Source organism: Nocardia flavorosea NBRC 108225, assembly GCF_001613385.1.
GTDB classification, from domain to species: Bacteria; Actinomycetota; Actinomycetes; order Mycobacteriales; family Mycobacteriaceae; genus Nocardia; species Nocardia flavorosea.
This window is the reverse complement of sequence record NZ_BDCG01000008.1, coordinates 111,853-129,856: the sequence shown is the minus strand read 5'-3', so window position 1 is coordinate 129,856 and position 18,004 is coordinate 111,853. Positions and strand designations below refer to the sequence as shown.

At 68.1% G+C, this 18,004-nt stretch carries 15 protein-coding genes; 9 read left to right on the top strand and 6 right to left on the bottom strand.

Annotated elements, in window-relative coordinates; translation table 11 throughout:
- Positions 1 to 118: 118 nt before the first annotated feature.
- From mshB to typA, 3 genes are read right to left on the bottom strand one after another with little or no spacing between them, the layout of a single operon-like run.
- Positions 119 to 1,036: an N-acetyl-1-D-myo-inositol-2-amino-2-deoxy-alpha-D-glucopyranoside deacetylase gene (gene mshB, locus NFL01S_RS08690; RefSeq protein WP_371851803.1), complete on the bottom strand. Its 918-nt coding sequence runs from the start codon at positions 1,034 to 1,036 to the stop codon at positions 119 to 121.
- A complete protein-coding gene (locus NFL01S_RS08685; RefSeq protein ID WP_062973276.1) occupies positions 1,033 to 2,814 on the bottom strand; it encodes an ABC transporter family substrate-binding protein in 1,782 nt (593 codons plus the stop codon). The genes mshB and NFL01S_RS08685 overlap by 4 nt, the downstream gene beginning before the upstream one ends.
- A 50-nt stretch (positions 2,815 to 2,864) precedes the next feature.
- Positions 2,865 to 4,763, bottom strand: coding sequence for a translational GTPase TypA (gene typA / locus NFL01S_RS08680; RefSeq protein ID WP_062973274.1), 1,899 nt, complete (start codon positions 4,761 to 4,763; stop codon positions 2,865 to 2,867).
- Between the two features lie 148 nt (positions 4,764 to 4,911).
- Here typA and NFL01S_RS36060 point away from each other — a divergent pair, with 148 nt between their 5' ends.
- Together NFL01S_RS36060 and NFL01S_RS08670 are read left to right on the top strand one after the other, a co-directional pair.
- Positions 4,912 to 5,088, top strand: coding sequence for a hypothetical protein (locus NFL01S_RS36060; RefSeq protein ID WP_168433864.1), 177 nt, complete (start codon positions 4,912 to 4,914; stop codon positions 5,086 to 5,088).
- Positions 5,089 to 5,163: 75 nt separating this feature from the next.
- A complete protein-coding gene (locus tag NFL01S_RS08670) occupies positions 5,164 to 5,454 on the top strand; it encodes a 4a-hydroxytetrahydrobiopterin dehydratase (protein ID WP_062973270.1) in 291 nt (96 codons plus the stop codon).
- On the opposite strand, the gene NFL01S_RS08665 is transcribed toward NFL01S_RS08670, so the two are convergent.
- Positions 5,399 to 6,661 (bottom strand): mannosyltransferase, encoded by a 1,263-nt coding sequence (locus NFL01S_RS08665; RefSeq protein WP_084492520.1) that lies wholly within the window; start codon positions 6,659 to 6,661, stop codon positions 5,399 to 5,401. The two genes, NFL01S_RS08670 and NFL01S_RS08665, sit on opposite strands and share 56 nt — an antisense overlap.
- 405 nt (positions 6,662 to 7,066) lie before the next feature.
- Here NFL01S_RS08665 and NFL01S_RS08660 point away from each other — a divergent pair, with 405 nt between their 5' ends.
- Positions 7,067 to 7,828, top strand: a complete 762-nt coding sequence (locus tag NFL01S_RS08660) for an Rv1157c family protein (protein WP_062973268.1) — start codon at positions 7,067 to 7,069, stop codon at positions 7,826 to 7,828.
- A gap of 69 nt (positions 7,829 to 7,897) precedes the next feature.
- Positions 7,898 to 8,245 (top strand): hypothetical protein, encoded by a 348-nt coding sequence (locus tag NFL01S_RS08655; protein WP_062973266.1) that lies wholly within the window; start codon positions 7,898 to 7,900, stop codon positions 8,243 to 8,245.
- 188 nt (positions 8,246 to 8,433) lie between these two features.
- Here the strand turns inward: NFL01S_RS08655 and NFL01S_RS08650 are convergent, their stop codons facing one another.
- Together NFL01S_RS08650 and NFL01S_RS08645 are read right to left on the bottom strand one after the other, a co-directional pair.
- Positions 8,434 to 10,107 (bottom strand): PH domain-containing protein, encoded by a 1,674-nt coding sequence (locus tag NFL01S_RS08650; RefSeq protein ID WP_062973265.1) that lies wholly within the window; start codon positions 10,105 to 10,107, stop codon positions 8,434 to 8,436.
- Entirely contained in the window at positions 10,104 to 10,616 is a 513-nt protein-coding gene (locus NFL01S_RS08645; RefSeq protein WP_062973264.1) for a PH domain-containing protein, read from the bottom strand. Before NFL01S_RS08645 ends, NFL01S_RS08650 begins: the two co-directional genes overlap by 4 nt.
- Before the next feature lie 162 nt (positions 10,617 to 10,778).
- Between NFL01S_RS08645 and NFL01S_RS08640 the strand changes: the two genes are divergently transcribed.
- The 5 genes from NFL01S_RS08640 (at position 10,779) to NFL01S_RS08620 (ending at position 17,915) form a co-directional block, all read left to right on the top strand.
- Complete coding sequence (locus tag NFL01S_RS08640; protein ID WP_062973260.1) at positions 10,779 to 13,358, top strand: bifunctional FO biosynthesis protein CofGH; 2,580 nt, start codon at positions 10,779 to 10,781, stop codon at positions 13,356 to 13,358.
- Between the two features lie 366 nt (positions 13,359 to 13,724).
- A complete protein-coding gene (gene fdxA / locus NFL01S_RS08635) occupies positions 13,725 to 14,048 on the top strand; it encodes a ferredoxin (protein ID WP_033243332.1) in 324 nt (107 codons plus the stop codon).
- A 13-nt stretch (positions 14,049 to 14,061) separates the two neighbouring features.
- Complete coding sequence (gene dapC / locus NFL01S_RS08630) at positions 14,062 to 15,174, top strand: succinyldiaminopimelate transaminase (RefSeq protein ID WP_062973258.1); 1,113 nt, start codon at positions 14,062 to 14,064, stop codon at positions 15,172 to 15,174.
- 94 nt (positions 15,175 to 15,268) lie between these two features.
- Positions 15,269 to 16,906 (top strand): L-glutamate gamma-semialdehyde dehydrogenase, encoded by a 1,638-nt coding sequence (gene pruA / locus NFL01S_RS08625; RefSeq protein ID WP_062973256.1) that lies wholly within the window; start codon positions 15,269 to 15,271, stop codon positions 16,904 to 16,906.
- A gap of 49 nt (positions 16,907 to 16,955) precedes the next feature.
- Positions 16,956 to 17,915: a proline dehydrogenase family protein gene (locus NFL01S_RS08620; protein WP_062973254.1), complete on the top strand. Its 960-nt coding sequence runs from the start codon at positions 16,956 to 16,958 to the stop codon at positions 17,913 to 17,915.
- Positions 17,916 to 18,004: the final 89 nt, after the last annotated feature.

The window sequence follows — 18,004 nt, the reverse complement described above, 5'->3', positions numbered from 1 at the left end:
GGCGCGGCCGAGTCGCCGGTGATGCACCTGCTGTCACCCGCGCCGCGCGGGCCGGACCACCCTCGAATTCCCTGTACTGCATGCGGACGAGTGTATTCGGCGCCGCGGTGCGCGGCGGCTACGCCAGTCCGGCGAACAGATCGCCTTCGCGGCCGTCGGCGGCGCGCGGCCCGATCCGGCCGCGGGCCAGTATGTAGTGCTCCTCGGGGAGAACCGGCTGGGCGACCATATTGGTGAGCGCGAACTCGCGCCCCGACGGCGCGACGGCGAGCTGAGTGGCATGGGCCCGCAGCGCGGCACGTTTACCGGTCAGCACCTCGGCCACATCGATCGTCGTTGTCACCGAAGCACTCGGTACACAAGCCAGTTCGTTCTCCGCCGCGAGCCGCCAGCCGGGTGGCAGGGCACCGGGCAGGCCGTCGACGGTGCGCCGGGCCAGTGCCCGCAGATGATCGCGCAGGATATCGGCATCGGTCACGGTCCAGTAGAGCTTGGGTGTGTCCCAGCCCTCGGCGGCCGCGGCCGTCACCGCGGCGGCGGTGACCTGGTGTGCCCGGATATGGTCGGGATGCCCGTAGCCCCCGTCGGGGTCGTAGGTCACGACCACGCGGGGCCGCAACCGCAGGATCACCTCGACCAGCGCCGCGACGGCGGCGTCACCGGACCGGACGAAGGCCCGTGGATGCTCGGCGGCCGGGGTACCGGCCATACCGGAATCGCGCCAGCGGCCGGCGCCGCCGAGGAAGCAGGGTGCTCCGGCGTCGAGTTCGGCGAGAGCCCGGGTCAATTCGCCGATGCGGTAGCCGCCGAGCTGGTCGGCGTGATCGGCGGCCAATCCGGCCCATTCGTCGCCGATGATCTCGCCCTCTTCACCGAGCGTGCAGGTGACCACGGTGACCGGGTACCCGAGCCGGCGGTAGTGCGCGATGGTGCCGCCTGTGGTGATGCTTTCGTCGTCCGGGTGGGCGTGCACCAGCAACAGCCCGCCTTCTCGGCCGGGCGTGCGCCCGGCGCCGGACCGGTCGGCGGAGGTCACGGTATCCGCCGCCACATCGCCGCGTCACCGAAGATGCCGGCCTGGATGGCTCCGCTGAGCGAGGCTCCGTCCACCGAGGGACCGGCCGCGGCGACCACGTTGTCCTGCACGATAGGCAATACGATCGATTCGCCCCACAGCCGTGGTTCGGCGTCGGCCAGTGTGCGCGGCACCTCGGCCCCGTGCAGGGCGCCGTCGATCGCCGGTTGGAATTCCGGATTGCAGACACCGGACAGGTTGCTGGGCGCCTGGCGCGCCGCTTCCACGGCGGCGGGCACCTCGGTTTCGGTTTCACCGTCCTCGCGCGCTCCGGCGGGCGCCGCGGGCGGACAACCGTAGCGGGAGGCCAATGCCGTCGCGGGGTCGCCGCCGGTCGCCTCCCAGCCGACCACGGCGTCGACGGTGTTCTCGACCAGTTCCTTCCCGTACAGCTCGTCGGCCGGCAGACTGCGCACCGAGGCGTCGATACCGGCGCTGCGCAGCTGGTCGGCGGCGGTATTGGCGACGGCGAGGGCGGTATCGTCGCCGGTCACCGCGCCGATGCGCAGGACGAGTGGTTCACCGTTGCGGGCAAGCGAACGCGGTCGCGGCGCGGGGGAGGTCGCCGAAACCGGGGGTGGTTCCGGCGCCCGGCCGAACCCGGCCTCGGCCAGCAGCCCGAAGGCCTGGTCGGCATCGAGCGGCGGCGGCTGGGTGGGGGTGTAACCGGGGTCGGAGGGGGAAAGCACCTGCGCGCGAACCGGTTCCACCCAGTTCCCGGTCTGGGCACCGACGGTGGCCAATAGGGCCGGATCGAGCAGGGCCAGTACCGCCGTGCGCACCCGGTGATCGGCGAGGACACCGTTGCGTCCGTTGAGAGTCAGCCGCAGCTGCCGGGATTGCGGCATGATCGCGGTTCGCACCGAGGGGATCGCGGCGAGCTGGGCTTGGGTGGCGACACCGCCGTGTACCAGCGCCATCTGGGTATCGCCGTTGCGCAGCGAATCGGCGAGCTGGGCGGTGGTGCCGCCGCGGCGCAGCAGGATCTGGTCGGGCCGGGCGGGTGTGCCCCAGAATCGGTCGTTGCGTTCCAGCAGGATTTCGTCGCGGCCGGCGTCGGCGGATTCGATGGTGAAATTGCCGCCCGATACCGGTATCTGCTCGACCAGTGTGCGCTGGAAACCGCCCGGCGAATCCTTCATCAGATGTGCGGGCAGCAGGTTCGTGAACAGCTGCGGCCACGCCGGATACGGCTCGTTCAGGACCACGGTGACGGTTTTCCCACCGCCCGACGAGCGGACCTCGGAGATGAGCCGGTAACCGGCAGGGTCGATCACTCCGGGCTGGGTGATCATCTGCTGCCACAGGTACCAGAAATCCTCGGCCGCGATCGGCGCGCCGTCGGACCAGTTGGCCTGGTCCTTCAACCGGTAGGTGAGGGTGAACGGCGCCTGCGAGGTGACCGTCGCCGATTCGAGCAGGGCGGTATCCGGCACCCACAGCGTCGCGCCGGGCGTGGCCGGATCCGGGGTCGGCCGGAACGGGCTCGGCAGCACCATGGCCGCGACCGCCGACGTCGCCGGGGACTGGTTCGACCGCAGATGCGGATTGAACCCGATCCCGATATCGTCGACGGCCACCACCACCGTGTTCTTGGTCGGTTGCGCCGGTTCGGTTTTCGGGCTGTCGGTACTGGCGATCGGCGGCGGTGGGTGGGCGGTGCATCCGGCCAGTACCGGAACGAGCACCGCCAACAGCACCAGCAGCCCGCGCCACACCGCGTGCCTCCCCGAAATCATCTTCGGCACTCTACCCAACGCCCGGCAGTCACGTCCGGCGGCGAAACCGGTTACAGCGCGGCCCGGTCGCGGGCCTTGCGGCGGGACAGTTCCCGGGCCCGCTCATTGGCGCCCAGCGTCACCTTGCGCACCCGTACGATCTCCGGGGTCACCTCGACGCATTCGTCGGCCGCACAGAACTCCATGGCCGCTTCCAGATCCAGCTGCAGCGGTTTGGCGAGCGTCTCCATCACATCGGCGGTGGAGGAACGCATATTGGTGAGCTTCTTCTCCTTGGTCACATTGATATCGAGGTCCTCGGCGCGCGGGTTGATCCCGACGACCATGCCCTCATACGTTTCCGCACCGGGTTCGACGAAGAACTGCCCGCGGTCGGCGAGCTGGATCATGGCGAACGGGGTCACGCTGCCGGCCCGGTCGGATACCAGCGATCCGGTGTGCCGGGCCCGGATCTCGCCCGCCCACGGCGCGTAGCCGTGGAAGACGGCATTGGCGATACCGGTGCCGCGGGTCTCGGTGAGGAAATCGGTACGGAACCCGATCAGCCCGCGCGAAGGCACGATGAACTCCATCCGCACCCAGCCCGCGGCATGGTTGTTCATCTGCACCATCTTGCCCTTACGGGCGGCCAGCAACTGGGTGATGGCGCCCAGGTATTCGTCCGGGCAGTCGATGGTGAGCTCTTCGAACGGCTCGTGCACCTTGCCGTCGACCTGCCGCGTCACCACCTGAGGTTTGCCGACGGTCAGTTCGAAACCTTCGCGCCGCATCTGCTCGACCAGGATCGCGAGGGCGAGTTCACCACGGCCCTGCACCTCCCAGGCGTCCGGGCGGCCGATATCGAGAACCCGCAGCGAGACGTTGCCGACCAGTTCCTGGTCGAGCCGCGATTTCACCATGCGAGCGGTGAGCTTGTGTCCCTGGACCCGGCCGACCAGCGGCGAGGTGTTGGTGCCGATGACCACCGAGATGGCGGGCTGGTCCACCGTGATGCGGGGCAGCGCGACGGGCTCGTCGGGATCGGCGAGGGTATCGCCGATCATGATGTCGGCGATTCCGGCGACGGCGACGATATCGCCGGCCACCGCGACCTCACCCGGCTGTCGTTCGACCCCGACGGTCTGCAGCAGTTCGGTGATCTTGACGTTCTTCACTCCGTCCGCGTGCATCCACGCGACGTTCTGCCCTTTGCGGAGTTCGCCGTTGTGGATCCGCACCAGCGCGAGCCGGCCCAGGAAGGCCGACGCGTCGAGGTTGGTGACATGGGCCTGCAGCGGCGCGGCCGGGTTGCCCTTGGGGGCGGGGATGTTCTGGAGCAGCACATCGAACAGTGCGTCCAGATTGTCCGCGTTCGGCACCTCGCCGTTCTGCGGCTGTTCCTTGGACGCCTTGCCCGCGCGGCCCGAGGCGTAGAGCACCGGCAGATCCAGGGCGAGTTCGGCGGCCTCGGCGGCATCGTCGTCGAGATCGGAGGCGAGGTCCAGCAGCAGATCGTGGCTTTCCTCGACGACCTCGGCGATGCGGGCATCGGGGCGGTCGGTTTTGTTCACCACCAGGATCACCGGCAGGCAGGCCGCGAGAGCCTTGCGCAGGACGAACCGGGTCTGCGGCAGCGGCCCCTCGGAGGCGTCCACGAGCAGCACCACGCCGTCGACCATGGACAGGCCGCGTTCGACCTCACCGCCGAAATCGGCGTGGCCGGGGGTGTCGATGACATTGATGACGGTAACGCTGCCGTCCGGATGGTGCCGGTGGACGGCGGTGTTCTTGGCGAGAATGGTGATGCCCTTCTCGCGCTCCAGATCGCCGGAATCCATCACTCGATCGACGAGTTCGGCGCGTTCGGCGAAAGCGCCGGACTGCCGCAGCATGGCATCGACGAGTGTCGTCTTGCCGTGGTCGACGTGTGCCACGATGGCGACGTTGCGAAAATCGCGTGCAGACGACACGCCGGTTCCTCCTGCTGTTGGCTGTTGCTTCTCGGTCGGACCCTGGAATAGGGAGATAAGGACTCACCGGGCATCTGGGCCGGGTACACCCTACCGGGGCCTGTGGTCGCTTGTTCGCGCCGCCCAAGGTAAGGGTATGCTAACCCGCATGGGCAAGGTCAAGGCGAAAGAGGTGTCGAGCCTCAAGCCGAAGAAGAAGTGCTGTCGAAGAAAGACGCGCTGCGTGAAATGCCCGGTCGTGATCATGCGGATGAAGCGTCTGGAAGCCACGGGCGCCACCGGCAAGGAATTGAAAAAGGGCCTGAAGAAGGCGCGCGCCGCCTGAGCCGATCCGGGACGGCCGGCGAATCGCCTGCGGCCACTGTTGTGAGAATGCGAATTCGCGGGGTACCACGGGCGTATGACCACACCACTGCTCACCGAAACCGAGATCACCGACGCGCTCGATTCGCTGCCGGAATGGTCGCGTGCCGGCGATACGATCAACCGCACCGTCGAAGCATCGTCCTTTCCGGCCGGTATCGAACTCGTGCGCCGCGTCGCGGAGGCCGCCGAGGCGGCGAATCACCATCCGGATATCGATATCCGCTGGCGCAAGGTGACCTTCGTGCTGTCCACGCATTCCGCGGGCGGGCTCACGGCACAGGACGTGGCGCTGGCCCGGGAGATAGATCGGCTGGCGGGGCGTTGACCCGGGAAACCGTCCGGCCCGCCCAGAGCGTCCAGGCGTAGAGCGCGAGCACACCGATCACGTCGACGGCGCCCAGCCACGACCACACTCCCCACCGCGAGATCGTCCAGATCGAATCCTGCAGGAACGACAGCACCCACGGTGCGCCGACCAGGGTGGTGAGCAACCAGTACCCGGCCAGGATCTTCGCCCCGGCCACCTCCCGGAAGGGGCCGTAGAGCAGCCAGAGGACTGTCGGTACCAGCCAGCCCCAGTGATGCGACCAGGAGATCGGCGAGATCAGCAACCCGAACAACTGCACGATCAGCGCGGTACCCAGCAGATCGTCGCGGCGCAGCGCCCGCCAGGCGAACCAGCCCAGTGCCGCCATCACCAGGACGCCGCCGATCCACCACGGCCCGGTGCCGACATCGGTACCCAGCAGCCGGCTCAGTGCCCCGCGCAGTGACTGGTTCCACACCGACCCCACCGGGCCGATCCGGTCGGCATCACCGAGCAGGGTGCCGAAGTAGCGCCGGGTCTCCTGGGGATTGATCAGGAAACTGGCCCCGACCGTCAAGCCGAAGACCACCGCCGACCAGGCCGCCGCGAGCCAGCGGCGCCGCGCCAGGAAATACAGCCCGCTGATAGCCGGCGTCAGCTTGATCCCCGCGACCACCCCGACCAGCGTCCCCGAGAGCCACCACCGCGTACTGCGGACGGCGAGCATCACCCCGAGCATAAGGAAGACGTTCACCTGCCCGTAGTCGATCGTCGTGCGTACGGGTTCGAACCACAGGCCCACCGCTGTCCACGCCACCGCGGCGGTCCGCCACCGCGGCTCGGTCACTGCCTCCGGGCCCAGCATCAACTCGAACGCGATCCGCACCACCCAGTAGAGGGCGGCGACGATCGCGAACAACCACAGCACCGCGACCGCGGTGAAGGGCAGGAAGTGCAGCGGGAAGAAGACGACGGCGGCGAACGGTGGATAGGTGAATGGGAGCGGGAAATCGGGGGTCTTCTCCGCGTAGGTGAAATCGTAGAGACGGTCGGTGAGCAGCGACGCCGAACCGTCCACGTAGACGTGGAGATCCACCAGGTTCATACCGTTGGGCGTCAGCAGCATCCACAGCAGGCGTACCGCCACGCTGATTCCCAGCGCCGCCAGGGCCAGGCGAAACGGTGTGAACCCCCGAAGGTCGGTCCGGGCGCTGGGCTGATTCAAGACATGGGCTTTCGAGTCGGTCCGGGTCGGTGGCCGGACCCGGCGCGGCGGCAGGAGTTTCCGGCGCGGAATACATTAACCCGACCGTGTGGGGGTGCTGTGCGACCGGTTGGCCGGATCTTCGGCGGGGTGTCGCCGAGCGGAAACCGGCGATGCCCGGAAACATCGGGCTACCGACGCGACACACATAGGCATTCGACTCAAATTTCACACATGTCACAATGGTTACCCGTTACTGTCTGGTATCACAGCGAAATAGGGGTCGCAATCGCTACCCCGGTGCTGTACAACGCGCGCCAGTGTCCTTAGAGTGACCCCGAAACGACGGCTTTTCAGCGTCGCCCAGATGTACCCGAGGTAAGGACGGCTAGACCAGTGCTTCGCACCCGAGGATCGCGGATCGCAATGTCCGCGCTCGCCATTGCGGCGGGCGCCTCCCTCGTGGCGCCCGCGACGGCCGTCGCGGCCCCGGCCACCGAAACATCGGTGAACAGCGTCCCGATGGTCCCCGAAGGGGTCCCGGTCGACGTTCTCGCCGCCCTGGCCCCGGTTATCGTCAATCCACCGGCGGCGCCCATCGCCCAGGATATCGCCGCGCCGGGTAGCCCCCAGGCCGCGATCCTGGCGCAGGCCCGCGCTCTGCTGGATACGGTAAATCTGCCCCCGCAGATCAAATCGACTCTGGAACGGGTCATCACCTTCCTGGACGGGAGCGGTGGCGGCGGCCCCGATATCCCGGAATCCGGGCCGGTGATCGCCCAGTTCCTCTACCCGACGATCGGTAAGGGGTGTATCGCCCCGTCCGGCGATTCCGTCGGCACTGCCCTCGCGGTCCCCGGCCCGGCGCAGCTGCCGCCGCCCGGCCCGGCCGCCGGCCAGACGGGTTTCGTGTTCACCGCACTCGGCACCGAACGTCCCACGGCCGAACAGCCGCAGCCGATGACGGTGCAGTGGCGCAATATCGATACCGGCGCGGTCGGCACCGAGGTGCTCACCGACGAAGCGAAGATCAATCCCGACGGTCCCGCGACGCTTTCGGCGATCGCGAACACGGGCACCGGGCGCGTTGTCGCCGTCATCGGCGGCGGGCTCACCACCCAGGCCACCGAAACCGAGGCGCGCACCTGCTCGTTCGCCCCGACCCTGGGCTTCTTCACCGTCGGCTAGTCGAACCCCGCGGTATTTCCGGTGCATACGTGCGCCGGAAAACAGGCCCGGTTGTGGTAAACCGGGGATATGGCGACTGTCGAGCATTCGCACAGGTCGATCCGGAGTCGGCGCGCGTCGCGGTCGATTCTTTCCATCAGGTCCGAGAGGTCGATCCTGTCCATCGGATCGGCGTATTCCATCCTGTCCATCGGCAGTGCCGGATCGGTGCTGTCGATCGGTTCGGTCGGATCCTTCGGATCGCTCATCTCCAGCGGCTCGTTCCTCAGCCTCGGTTCGGCGCTGTCCGGGCTGTCGCGCTGGTCGCTGCTGTCGTGGATGGGTAACCATTCGAGTCCGGACGAACGCCCCGGGCTGCGCGTAGTCGCGGACGAACCCGATCTCCGGGTCGCCCCGACCCGCCACTGTCAAACCTGAACGGTGTCTTGTGGCGCCGACTCCGTCGGCGCGGGTTTCGGCCCCCGAGGTCCCTGCTGTCCGCACTCACTCGCGGCTTCGCCGCATCGCATCGAGCACGGACAGCAGGGACGGGCCGAAACCTTCCAGGGCCTCGTAAGACTCGGCACCACCGCTGGTCGCGTCGGGGTCGGGGTGCCCTTGGTGGGTCAGAGGTCCGGGGTGACCTTTTCGATCAGGGGGCGGACCTGGTCCAGCGGGATATCCGGGATCGAATAGACCTTCTTGCCGGCGGCGGTCGCCGCCGAGAGCGTGGCCAGGCCGGCACGGCGCTGCCAGAAGGACTGCCGGACCGTCCAGCCGATGATGCCGGGTGCTTCCAGACAGGAACGCTCCCGGTCGAGGGAGCCGGATCGGACCACCAGCCAGGTCGGCGCGCCGGCTTCCGCGGGCAGGACCGCGTGGCCGAGCCCGCGGTAACGGTCCTCGGCGAGCAGTGCGCAGATCGGGACGAGTGCGATCGGGATCAGCCACCACCACGCCGCGACCTGCCATCCGGCGGCCGTGGGAATTGCCAACGCTGCCAGAACCAGTGGCACCGGCCAGCCTGCCCGGATATAGCGGCGGCGCCGGGCCGCCGGTCCGTGCGGGGTGAGCGGGATCCGGGCGGGCGCCCGAAGATGCGGTAGCGCCTCGGGGTCCGGGGCGGGCCGACCACGCCGGGGCCGTAGCAGATCGGCAAGGGTGCGTTCGATGGCTGCTCGGGGCGACTGCGGTAGAACTTTCTGCCTCGGGTTCTCGCCGGTCATGATCGCTTCGAGCTGAGCGGCGCCGGCCGAGCGCAACAGCAGAGGCTCGATGATCGTGGCCCCGCGTAACCGGGCCGTGTCGAGGGTGATCTGGCGCAGGGTGAACAGGCCGCGCCGGACCTGCAGGGTGCTGCCGTAATCGGTGACCCGCAGCCCGAAGTATGTGATCAGATAGTGCGCACAGGCCGCCACGCTGACCACCACCACGAGGGTGGCCAGGAGCAGTACGCCGAGGATGATCAGCGCCGCGACGCCGACGCCGCGCACCGTATCCACGGCCTCCCGGTCGACCCGGATCTCGGCGGAGCCCAAACCGAACTGGGCGGCGATACCGAGGGCGGAAGCGGCGAGAGCAAACCCGGTCAGCGACAGCGGCGCATAGCGCACCCACTCCGCCCGCCAATGCCCGATCTCCCGACCCGCTGCGGCCCCGGTTTCGGGTTCCGTCGTGGAATCGGTGTCCTCACCCACCATCGCGCCCGTGTGGCCAGCATCCGCACCGGCGGGTACGGCGGTGTCGTCCGGATCGAGTTCGGATGCGCCGGGGGCGTCGGCGGAGATATGGGGCCGCCGGGTGTGAGCGAGCAACTCGGTACGCAGCGGGCTTACTTGATCGGCGGCCAGCGCGTCGAGAGTGAACCGATCGTCGGCCCCGGCTTCCTGCCCGGTACCGATCACCACCGCGGCCAGCCCCAGGACCCGGTGCAGCGGGTCGGCCTCGATATCCACCGACCGGATCCGGGCCCGCGGCACCGACAATCGTTTCCGCTGGATCACGCCGGTGCGGAGTTCGACGTGGGTGGGGCTCATCCGATAGGTGGTGGTGAACCAGAGGGCGAGTCCGTACGGGACGACGATGACCGGGCCCAGCAGGGCCCACAGTGGATTCCCGGAACTGACCCCGAGGACCGCGCCGCCGATCACCGCCGGCAGGAACTTCATGACCGCCTGCACCGGATGCACCAGGAGCATGCGGCGGTTCAGGCGCTGCCATGGTCCTTCGCCGGTGGTGTCCCGTGTCGGCGCGCCGGTATCCGGGCGGGCTGCCGGCCGCTCGCCGGGTGCGCCGCTCATGTCGCGTCCCCACGGTGCCGGGCCGCGATCTCGGTCAACTGCGCCACCGTCTCGTCGGCGAGCGATTTGTCGAGCAACCCGATGCGGACGGCGCCCGCCGAGGAAGCCGTGGTGACGGTGATCGTCGACAGGCCGAGCAGCCGCTCCAGTAAGCCGCGTTCGGTATCCACGGTCTGCACCCGGGAAATGGGTGCGACCCGGCTCTTCAGGGACAACCAGCCCACCCGCGTGTACACCGCCTCGTCGGTCACCTCCCAGCGGTGCACCCGATAACGCCAGCGGGGCACTACGATCGTCGCCAGCACGGCAACGGGAACGACGACCACCGCCACAACCACCTGCCAGGGGCGGCGGCCGGGATCGGCAACCGCCCAGGCCACCAGTGCGGCGATGAGGACCAACCAGGTCAGGGCGATTTCCACTGTCCACAAGGTCTTCGCGCGTGGACTGGGCCGCCGAGCGGGATCGAGCAGCGGATCGGTGGACCGAGGCGGGCTGGCCGGCGACATGTATTCATGGTCGCACGCTTGTTCGGCATTTCGGCCCGGACAAGATCGAATGGTGACCGGCGGTCCCCGCGCACAGCCCCGACCTGCACGGAATAGCCCGCGATACAGCGGGGTTGTGAACGCTCGACGACCTGGGAGGAGACAGTTCCGGATGTGTACCGCATGATCGAGGGCGTGACCGAACTACCCGAACCGACCGTCCCGACCCCCGTGCCCACGCCATCCGCGATGCGACGGGCGTTGCGCCGGGCGCGCGACGGGGTCACGTTGAACGCCGACGAAGCCACCGTGCTGCTGCACGCCCGCGACGATGATCTGGCGGATCTGTGCCGCAGCGCCGCCCGGGTGCGCGATGCGGGCCTCGAGTCGGCCGGGCGACCGGCCACCATCACCTACTCGCGCAATGTCTTCATCCCGCTCACGCATTTGTGCCGGGACACCTGCCACTACTGCACGTTCGTCACCGTGCCCGGCAAGTTGCGGGCGCAGGGTCGTGGGATGTTCCTCGAACCCGACGAGGTGCTCGAGATCGCTCGGCGGGGCGCCGAACTGGGCTGTAAAGAAGCGCTGTTCACCCTGGGTGACCGCCCCGAGGCGCGCTGGCCGGAAGCCGCACAGTGGCTCGACGAACGCGGCTACGATTCCACGCTGGACTATCTGCGCGCGGTCTCCATCCTGGTGCTCGAGGAAACCGGTCTGCTGCCGCATCTGAACCCCGGGGTGATGTCCTGGGAGGAGATCTCCCGGTTGAAACCGGTCGCCCAGTCGATGGGGATGATGCTGGAGACCACCTCGACCCGGCTGTTCACCGAGAAGGGCAACTGCCATTACGGCAGCCCCGACAAGGATCCCGCGGTGCGGTTGCGCGCGATCACCGACGCCGGCCGGCTCTCGGTTCCCTACACCACCGGAATCCTGGTGGGTATCGGGGAAACCATGGCCGAGCGGGCGGATACGATCCTGGCGATCCGCAAACAGCACAAGGCTTTCGGACATATCCAGGAAGTCATCGTGCAGAACTTCCGCGCCAAGGACGATACCGCCATGCGGCACGCGCCCGACGCCGATATGTCCGAATTCCTGGCCACCATCGCGGTGACGCGGCTGCTGCTGGGCCCGGATATCGCGGTGCAGGCGCCGCCCAACCTGGTGTCCGGTGCCGAGTGCCGGGCGCTGCTCGAGGCCGGAATCGATGACTGGGGCGGCGTCTCGCCGGTCACCCCCGATCATGTCAATCCGGAACGGCCGTGGCCCAACCTCGATACGCTCGCCGAACTCACTGCGGGCGCCGGATTCGAACTGGTGGAACGCACTTCCACACACCCGAAGTACGTGCGGGCCGGCAGCCCGTGGATCGACCCGCGGATCGGCGTCCACGTCGCCGCGCTCACCGATCCGGAAACGGGGTTGGCGAAACCCGGCGCGCTGCCGACCGGCCTGCCCTGGCAGGAACCCGACGAGTCCTGGGAATCCGTGGGTCGCACGGATCTCAACACCGCCATCGACACCGCCGGGCGCAATACCGATACCCGCAGCGATATCGACAATGCGTTCGGCGACTGGGACACCATTCGCGAACAGGTCCGTGATCTCGCCGCCGCGCCGCAGCGGCTGGACGCCGATGTACTGGCCGCGCTGCGAGCCGCCGAGAAAGATCCGGCCGGCCTCACCGACGCCCAGTACCTGGCGCTGGCGACCGCGGACGGGCCCGACCTCGAGGCCGTGGCGGGTCTCGCGGATCAGTTGCGCCACGATGTCTGCGGCGACGATGTGACCTACGTGGTGAACCGGAACATCAACTTCACCAATATCTGCTACACCGGCTGCCGGTTCTGTGCGTTCGCGCAGCGTAAAGGCGATGCCGACGCGTTCACCCTCAGTACCGGCGAGGTCGCCGACCGCGCCTGGGAGGCGTACGTCGACGGCGCCACCGAGGTCTGCATGCAGGGCGGTATCGACCCCGACCTGCCGGTTACCGGTTATGCGGATCTGGTGCGGGCAGTGAAGGCCCGCGTGCCGTCGATACATGTGCATGCGTTCAGTCCGATGGAAATCGTCAACGGTGCCTCCCGCGGCGGCGAAAGTGTCCGCGACTGGCTGACGGCGCTGCGGGAAGCCGGGCTGGGCACCATCCCCGGTACGGCCGCCGAAATCCTCGACGACGAGGTCCGCTGGGTGCTCACCAAGGGCAAACTGCCGGCGTCGGCCTGGATCGACGTCGTCACCACCGCGCATCAGGTAGGGATCCGGTCGAGTTCGACGATGATGTACGGGCACGTCGACAATCCGAGCCATTGGGTGGGCCATCTGCGCGTACTGCGCGGTATCCAGGACGAGACCGGCGGTTTCACCGAATTCGTGCTGCTGCCGTTCGTGCACCAGAGCGCCCCGCTCTACCTCGCCGGCGCCTCCCGGCCGGGCCCCACCAATCGGGACAACCGTGCCGCGCATGCCCTGGCCCGGATCATGCTGCACGGCCGGATCGACAACATCCAGACCAGCTGGGTGAAACTGGGCACCACCGGAACCCAGGTGATGCTCAGTAGTGGCGCCAACGATCTCGGCGGCACCCTGATGGAGGAAACGATCTCCCGGATGGCCGGCTCCCAGCACGGGTCGGCGAAAACGGTGGCCGAACTCACAGAAATTGCCGAAGGGATCGGCCGCCCGGTCCGCGAACGCACCACTACCTACGGAATCCCTCCGAGTCGCGGCCCGGTCCCCGGACTGGAACTGGTCTGAGGGAGGCAACCAGCGCGGGAGACCCGGTCTACTGCGCTGGTCCTTCCGGCCCTTTTCCACTCTTCCGGACCGTTCACCACGCCGGGGTGGGGCCCGCCCGGCTCTGGGGCGACGGAGCGGAGGAGCGCAGGAGTGAAGAGCCAGGGGCCCATCAGGGCCCACCCTCGAGACGCGGAGCGTCGCCGAATTGCAGCCCACCCCTTCGCGGATGGTCGACCTCGTGAAGGGATCAACCGGCCCGGGCCGCGCCGGCGTAGGTGGCGCAAAATATTAGGACAGGCTCACCGGGGGTAGCGTTCGGTGTACCAGGAATACTTGTGCGCGGGCGCAGTTACCCGGAGAAGAAGGAAGACTAGGAGAGCGGGAGTGACCTACATCATCGCCGAACCGTGCGTTGACGTGTTGGACAAGGCGTGCATCGAAGAATGCCCCGTGGATTGCATCTACGAGGGTGGCCGCATGCTCTACATCCATCCCGACGAATGCGTCGACTGTGGCGCGTGTGAGCCGGTCTGCCCGGTGGAGGCGATCTTCTACGAGGACGACACCCCCGATCAGTGGAGCGGCTACGTGAACGCGAACGTCGATTTCTTCGACGAGCTGGGTTCGCCCGGTGGCGCGACCAAACTGGGCAAGGTCGATTACGATCCCCCGTTCATCAAGGAACTGCCGCCGATGGCCGAGGAATAAGAGCGTTCGGTAGATGAGCACTGAGGTAACGCATCGCCGGCGGGTGAGCGCGGCGCTGCCCGATTTCCCGTGGGACACCCTCGCCGAGGTGAAGGCGAAGGCGGCGGCGTATCCTGGCGGGCTGGTGGATCTGTCGGTCGGGACCCCGGTGGAGCCGGTGGATCCGCTGATCCGGGCGGCTTTGAGTTCGGTCGCCGAGGTGCCGGGTTATCCGACCACCCACGGCACGCCCGAACTGCGTGCGAATGCCGTGGCTGCCTTGGCCCGGCGGTTCGGTATCACGGGTGTGGCCGAGGCGGCCGTGCTGCCGGTGATCGGCACCAAAGAGTTGATCGCCGGCCTGCCGCGGCTGCTGGGGCTGGGGGCCGCGGATCTGGTGGTGATACCCGAGGTCGCGTATCCGACCTATGAGGTCGGTGGCCTGCTCGCCGGCACCCGGATTCTGCGTGCCGACGGGCTCACCCGGCTGGGCCCGGAGAAACCCGCGCTGATCTACCTCAATTCCCCGTCCAACCCGACCGGCAAAGTGCTGGGTGTGGAGCACCTGCGCAAGGTGGTGTCGTTCGCCCGGGCACGTGGCGTGATCGTCGCCTCCGACGAGTGCTATCTGGGCCTGGCCTGGGACGAACCGGCTGTGTCGATTCTCGACCCCCGGGTGTGCGATGGCGACCACACGGGCCTGCTGGCGGTGCATTCGCTGTCGAAGACATCGAATCTGGCCAGTTACCGGGCCGGTTTCGTCACCGGCGACCCGGATCTGGTGGCCGAACTGCTGGAGGTGCGTAAACACTCCGGCATGATGGTGCCGTTCCCGATCCAGGCGGCCATGTCGGCGGCGCTGGCCGATGACGAGCACGAATCCGTTCAACGGGAGCGCTATCGCGCGCGCCGCGAAACCCTGCGTTCCGCCTTGCTGGGCGCGGGTTTCCGGATCGACCATTCCGAAGCCGGCCTGTACCTGTGGTCCACTCGCGACGAACCCTGCCGCGACACCCTGGATTGGCTGGCCGGCCGCGGCATCCTCGCCGCACCCGGCGATTTCTACGGTCCGTCCGGCTCCCGGCACGTCCGTATCGCCCTCACCGCCACCGACGAACGTATCGGCGCCGCCGCCGATCGTTTGTAGGTCCGGTCCCCGGTCCCGCGGTCCGGTAGAACAGCGCAGCAGCAAAACCCGCGTCGCCGCGGGCGTTGCGAAAAAACAGGGCTAGCCTTGGGGTATGGACGCTGTCACAGTTGTCCCGACCCCCGTGAACGAACCGGTGCACACCTACGCACCGGGTAGCCCCGAGCGGGAGCGCCTGCTCGGGAAGCTGGCCGATATCTCGGGCGCCACCTTCGACATTCCGCTGGTCATCGACGGTAAGCACCGTCCCGGGATCGGCGAGCGCCGCGAGATCGTCGCACCGCATCGGCATCGGCAGGTGCTCGGGACCTATACGAATACCACTCACGACGAAGCTGCCGCCGCCATCGAGGCGGCGACCGCTGCCGCGCCTGCCTGGCGTTCCCTACCGTTCGACGAACGCGCCGCGGTGCTGCTGCGGGCCGCCGATCTGCTGTCCGGTCCGTGGCGGGAGACCGTGGCCGCGGCGACCATGCTGGGGCAGTCGAAATCGGCGGCGCAGGCCGAAATCGACGCGCCGTGCGAGTTGGTCGATTTCTGGCGTTTCAATGTGTCGTTCGCGCGCGGCATCCTGGCCCAGCAGCCGCAGTCGAGTCCGGGGGTCTGGAACCGCCTCGATTACCGGCCGCTGGAGGGTTTCGTCTACGCGATCACCCCGTTCAATTTCTCGGCCATCGCCGGGAATCTGCCCACCGCGCCGGCGCTGATGGGTAATACCGTCGTATGGAAGCCGTCGCCCACCCAGACCCTCGCCGCCTATTACACGATGACATTGCTGGAGGCCGCGGGGTTGCCGCCGGGGGTGATCAATATGGTCACCGGGGACGGGAAAGAGCTTTCGGAAGTGGCGCTCACCGATCCGCGGTTGGGTGGTATCCATTTCACCGGCTCGGCCCCCACGTTCCAGTACCTGTGGAGTCAGGTCGGTGCCAACCTCGGCCGCTATCGCGGGTATCCGCGCCTGGTCGGGGAGACCGGCGGAAAGGATTTCATCGTCGCGCACCCCTCCGCGGACCCGGCCGGCCTGTGTACGGCGCTGGTCCGGGGCGCGTACGAGTATCAGGGCCAGAAATGTTCGGCCGCGTCGCGCGCCTATCTGCCCCGTTCGCTGTGGCGGGATATGGGTGAGGATTTTCTGGGGATCGCCGATTCGCTGAGCTACGGCGATGTGGCGGACCTGTCGAATTTCGGCGGCGCTCTGATCGACCGGCGCGCCTACGACAAAAGTGTCCAGGCGATCGAACGGGCCCGTTCGGCGAATGTGCCGATCCCGGTGGGCGGCAGCTATGACGACAGCGAGGGCTGGTTCGTCCGGCCCACCGTGCTCCTTGCCGAGAATCCCCGCGACGAATCGTTCGCCACCGAATACTTCGGTCCGATCCTTTCGGTGTATGTGTACGACGACAGCGCACCCGGCGCTTGGGAAACCGTTCTTGCGGAAGTGGAGAGCGCGGCCCCGTACGCGTTGACCGGTGCCGTTTTCGCGCAGGACCGGCATGCGGTGGAGGAGGCTTCCACGCGGTTGCGATTCGCGGCCGGCAATTTCTATGTCAACGACAAACCCACCGGTGCCGTCGTGGGCCAGCAGCCGTTCGGCGGTGCCCGTGCCTCGGGAACCGATGACAAAGCCGGCTCCCCACTGAACCTGCTGCGCTGGGTGGCGCCGCGAGCCATCAAGGAAACTTTCGTCCCGCATACCGATCACCGTTATCCACATATGGAGCGGGAATGAGCAGGCGTGCTTCCGCCGCCGGTGCGGTCCGGTGCGGGCGGGAGATCCGATGAATCCGCTGCGCCCGGCGATCCTCGCGGTAGCCGGGTCGGACCGGCTGAAGAGAACGCTGACCACCAGTCCGATGACCGCGGGTCTGGTACGGCGCTTCGTGCCGGGAGAGACGCGGTCCGAATTGGTCGCCGCGGCCCGGGAACTGCTGGCGGGCGGCCGGGCGGTGAGCGTGGATTTCCTCGGTGAGTACACCACCGATCGTGCGCAGGCCGATGCCGCGGTCGCCGAGTATCTGGGGCTGATCAACGATCTCGCGGCGCTGGATACCGCCGCGGTCCCGGCCGGGGCGGCACCGCTCGAGGTCTCGGTGAAATTGTCGGCGCTCGGCCAATGGCTGGGGCCGGACGGACCGGCGATCGCCACCGAGAACCTGCGTGTGCTCTGCACCAAGGCCGCGGAGGCGGGGGTATGGGTCACGGTGGACGCCGAGGACCATACGACCACGGCGTCCACTCTCGCCGCGATCCGGCAGGTCCGTCCGGAATTCCCCTGGTTGGGTACGGTGATCCAGGCCTATCTGTACCGCAGTGTGGACGACTGCCGTGACCTCGCGGACGCGGGCGCGCGAGTGCGCTTGTGCAAGGGTGCCTACCGGGAGCCCGAGACCGTGGCCCACCAGCACCGTGCCGAGGTGGACAGCGCATATCTGCGCTGCCTGCGGGTGCTCGTTCAGGGTGCGGCCCGGCCGCTGGTGGCAACCCATGACCCCGCGCTGATCGCCGCCGCGACCGATTTCGCCGCCCGGACCGGCCGTGGTCCCGGCGAACTGGAGTACCAGATGCTGTACGGCATCCGCACCGACGAGCAAGAGCGTCTGGTCGGCCGGGGCAATTTCGTTCGCGTCTACATCCCATACGGCAACCAGTGGTACGGCTACCTGATGCGCCGCCTCGCCGAACGCCCGGCCAACCTCGGGTTCTTCCTGAGGGCCGTGGCAACGCCCGCGCGGACTTGACATCCCACCCGGCCTGCCACAAGACCGGCCCGGTCTCGGCCTGACGTAACCAACGGTGGTGCCGAGTTCGGCGAGGCCGAAACCCGCGC

What these genes read in the sequence shown, in the direction of transcription:
- NFL01S_RS08650 (WP_062973265.1), bottom strand. Translation starts at nt 10,107, where the DNA reads ATGAGCGGCGCACCCGGCGAGCGGCCGGCAGCCCGCCCGGATACCGGC.
- NFL01S_RS08655 (WP_062973266.1), top strand. Translation starts at nt 7,898, where the DNA reads ATGGCGACTGTCGAGCATTCGCACAGGTCGATCCGGAGTCGGCGCGCG.
- pruA (WP_062973256.1), top strand. Translation starts at nt 15,269, where the DNA reads ATGGACGCTGTCACAGTTGTCCCGACCCCCGTGAACGAACCGGTGCAC.
- NFL01S_RS08670 (WP_062973270.1), top strand. Translation starts at nt 5,164, where the DNA reads ATGACCACACCACTGCTCACCGAAACCGAGATCACCGACGCGCTCGAT.
- NFL01S_RS08660 (WP_062973268.1), top strand. Translation starts at nt 7,067, where the DNA reads ATGTCCGCGCTCGCCATTGCGGCGGGCGCCTCCCTCGTGGCGCCCGCG.
- NFL01S_RS36060 (WP_168433864.1), top strand. Translation starts at nt 4,912, where the DNA reads ATGGGCAAGGTCAAGGCGAAAGAGGTGTCGAGCCTCAAGCCGAAGAAG.
- dapC (WP_062973258.1), top strand. Translation starts at nt 14,062, where the DNA reads ATGAGCACTGAGGTAACGCATCGCCGGCGGGTGAGCGCGGCGCTGCCC.
- NFL01S_RS08645 (WP_062973264.1), bottom strand. Translation starts at nt 10,616, where the DNA reads ATGTCGCCGGCCAGCCCGCCTCGGTCCACCGATCCGCTGCTCGATCCC.
- NFL01S_RS08685 (WP_062973276.1), bottom strand. Translation starts at nt 2,814, where the DNA reads ATGATTTCGGGGAGGCACGCGGTGTGGCGCGGGCTGCTGGTGCTGTTG.
- NFL01S_RS08620 (WP_062973254.1), top strand. Translation starts at nt 16,956, where the DNA reads ATGAATCCGCTGCGCCCGGCGATCCTCGCGGTAGCCGGGTCGGACCGG.
- NFL01S_RS08640 (WP_062973260.1), top strand. Translation starts at nt 10,779, where the DNA reads ATGATCGAGGGCGTGACCGAACTACCCGAACCGACCGTCCCGACCCCC.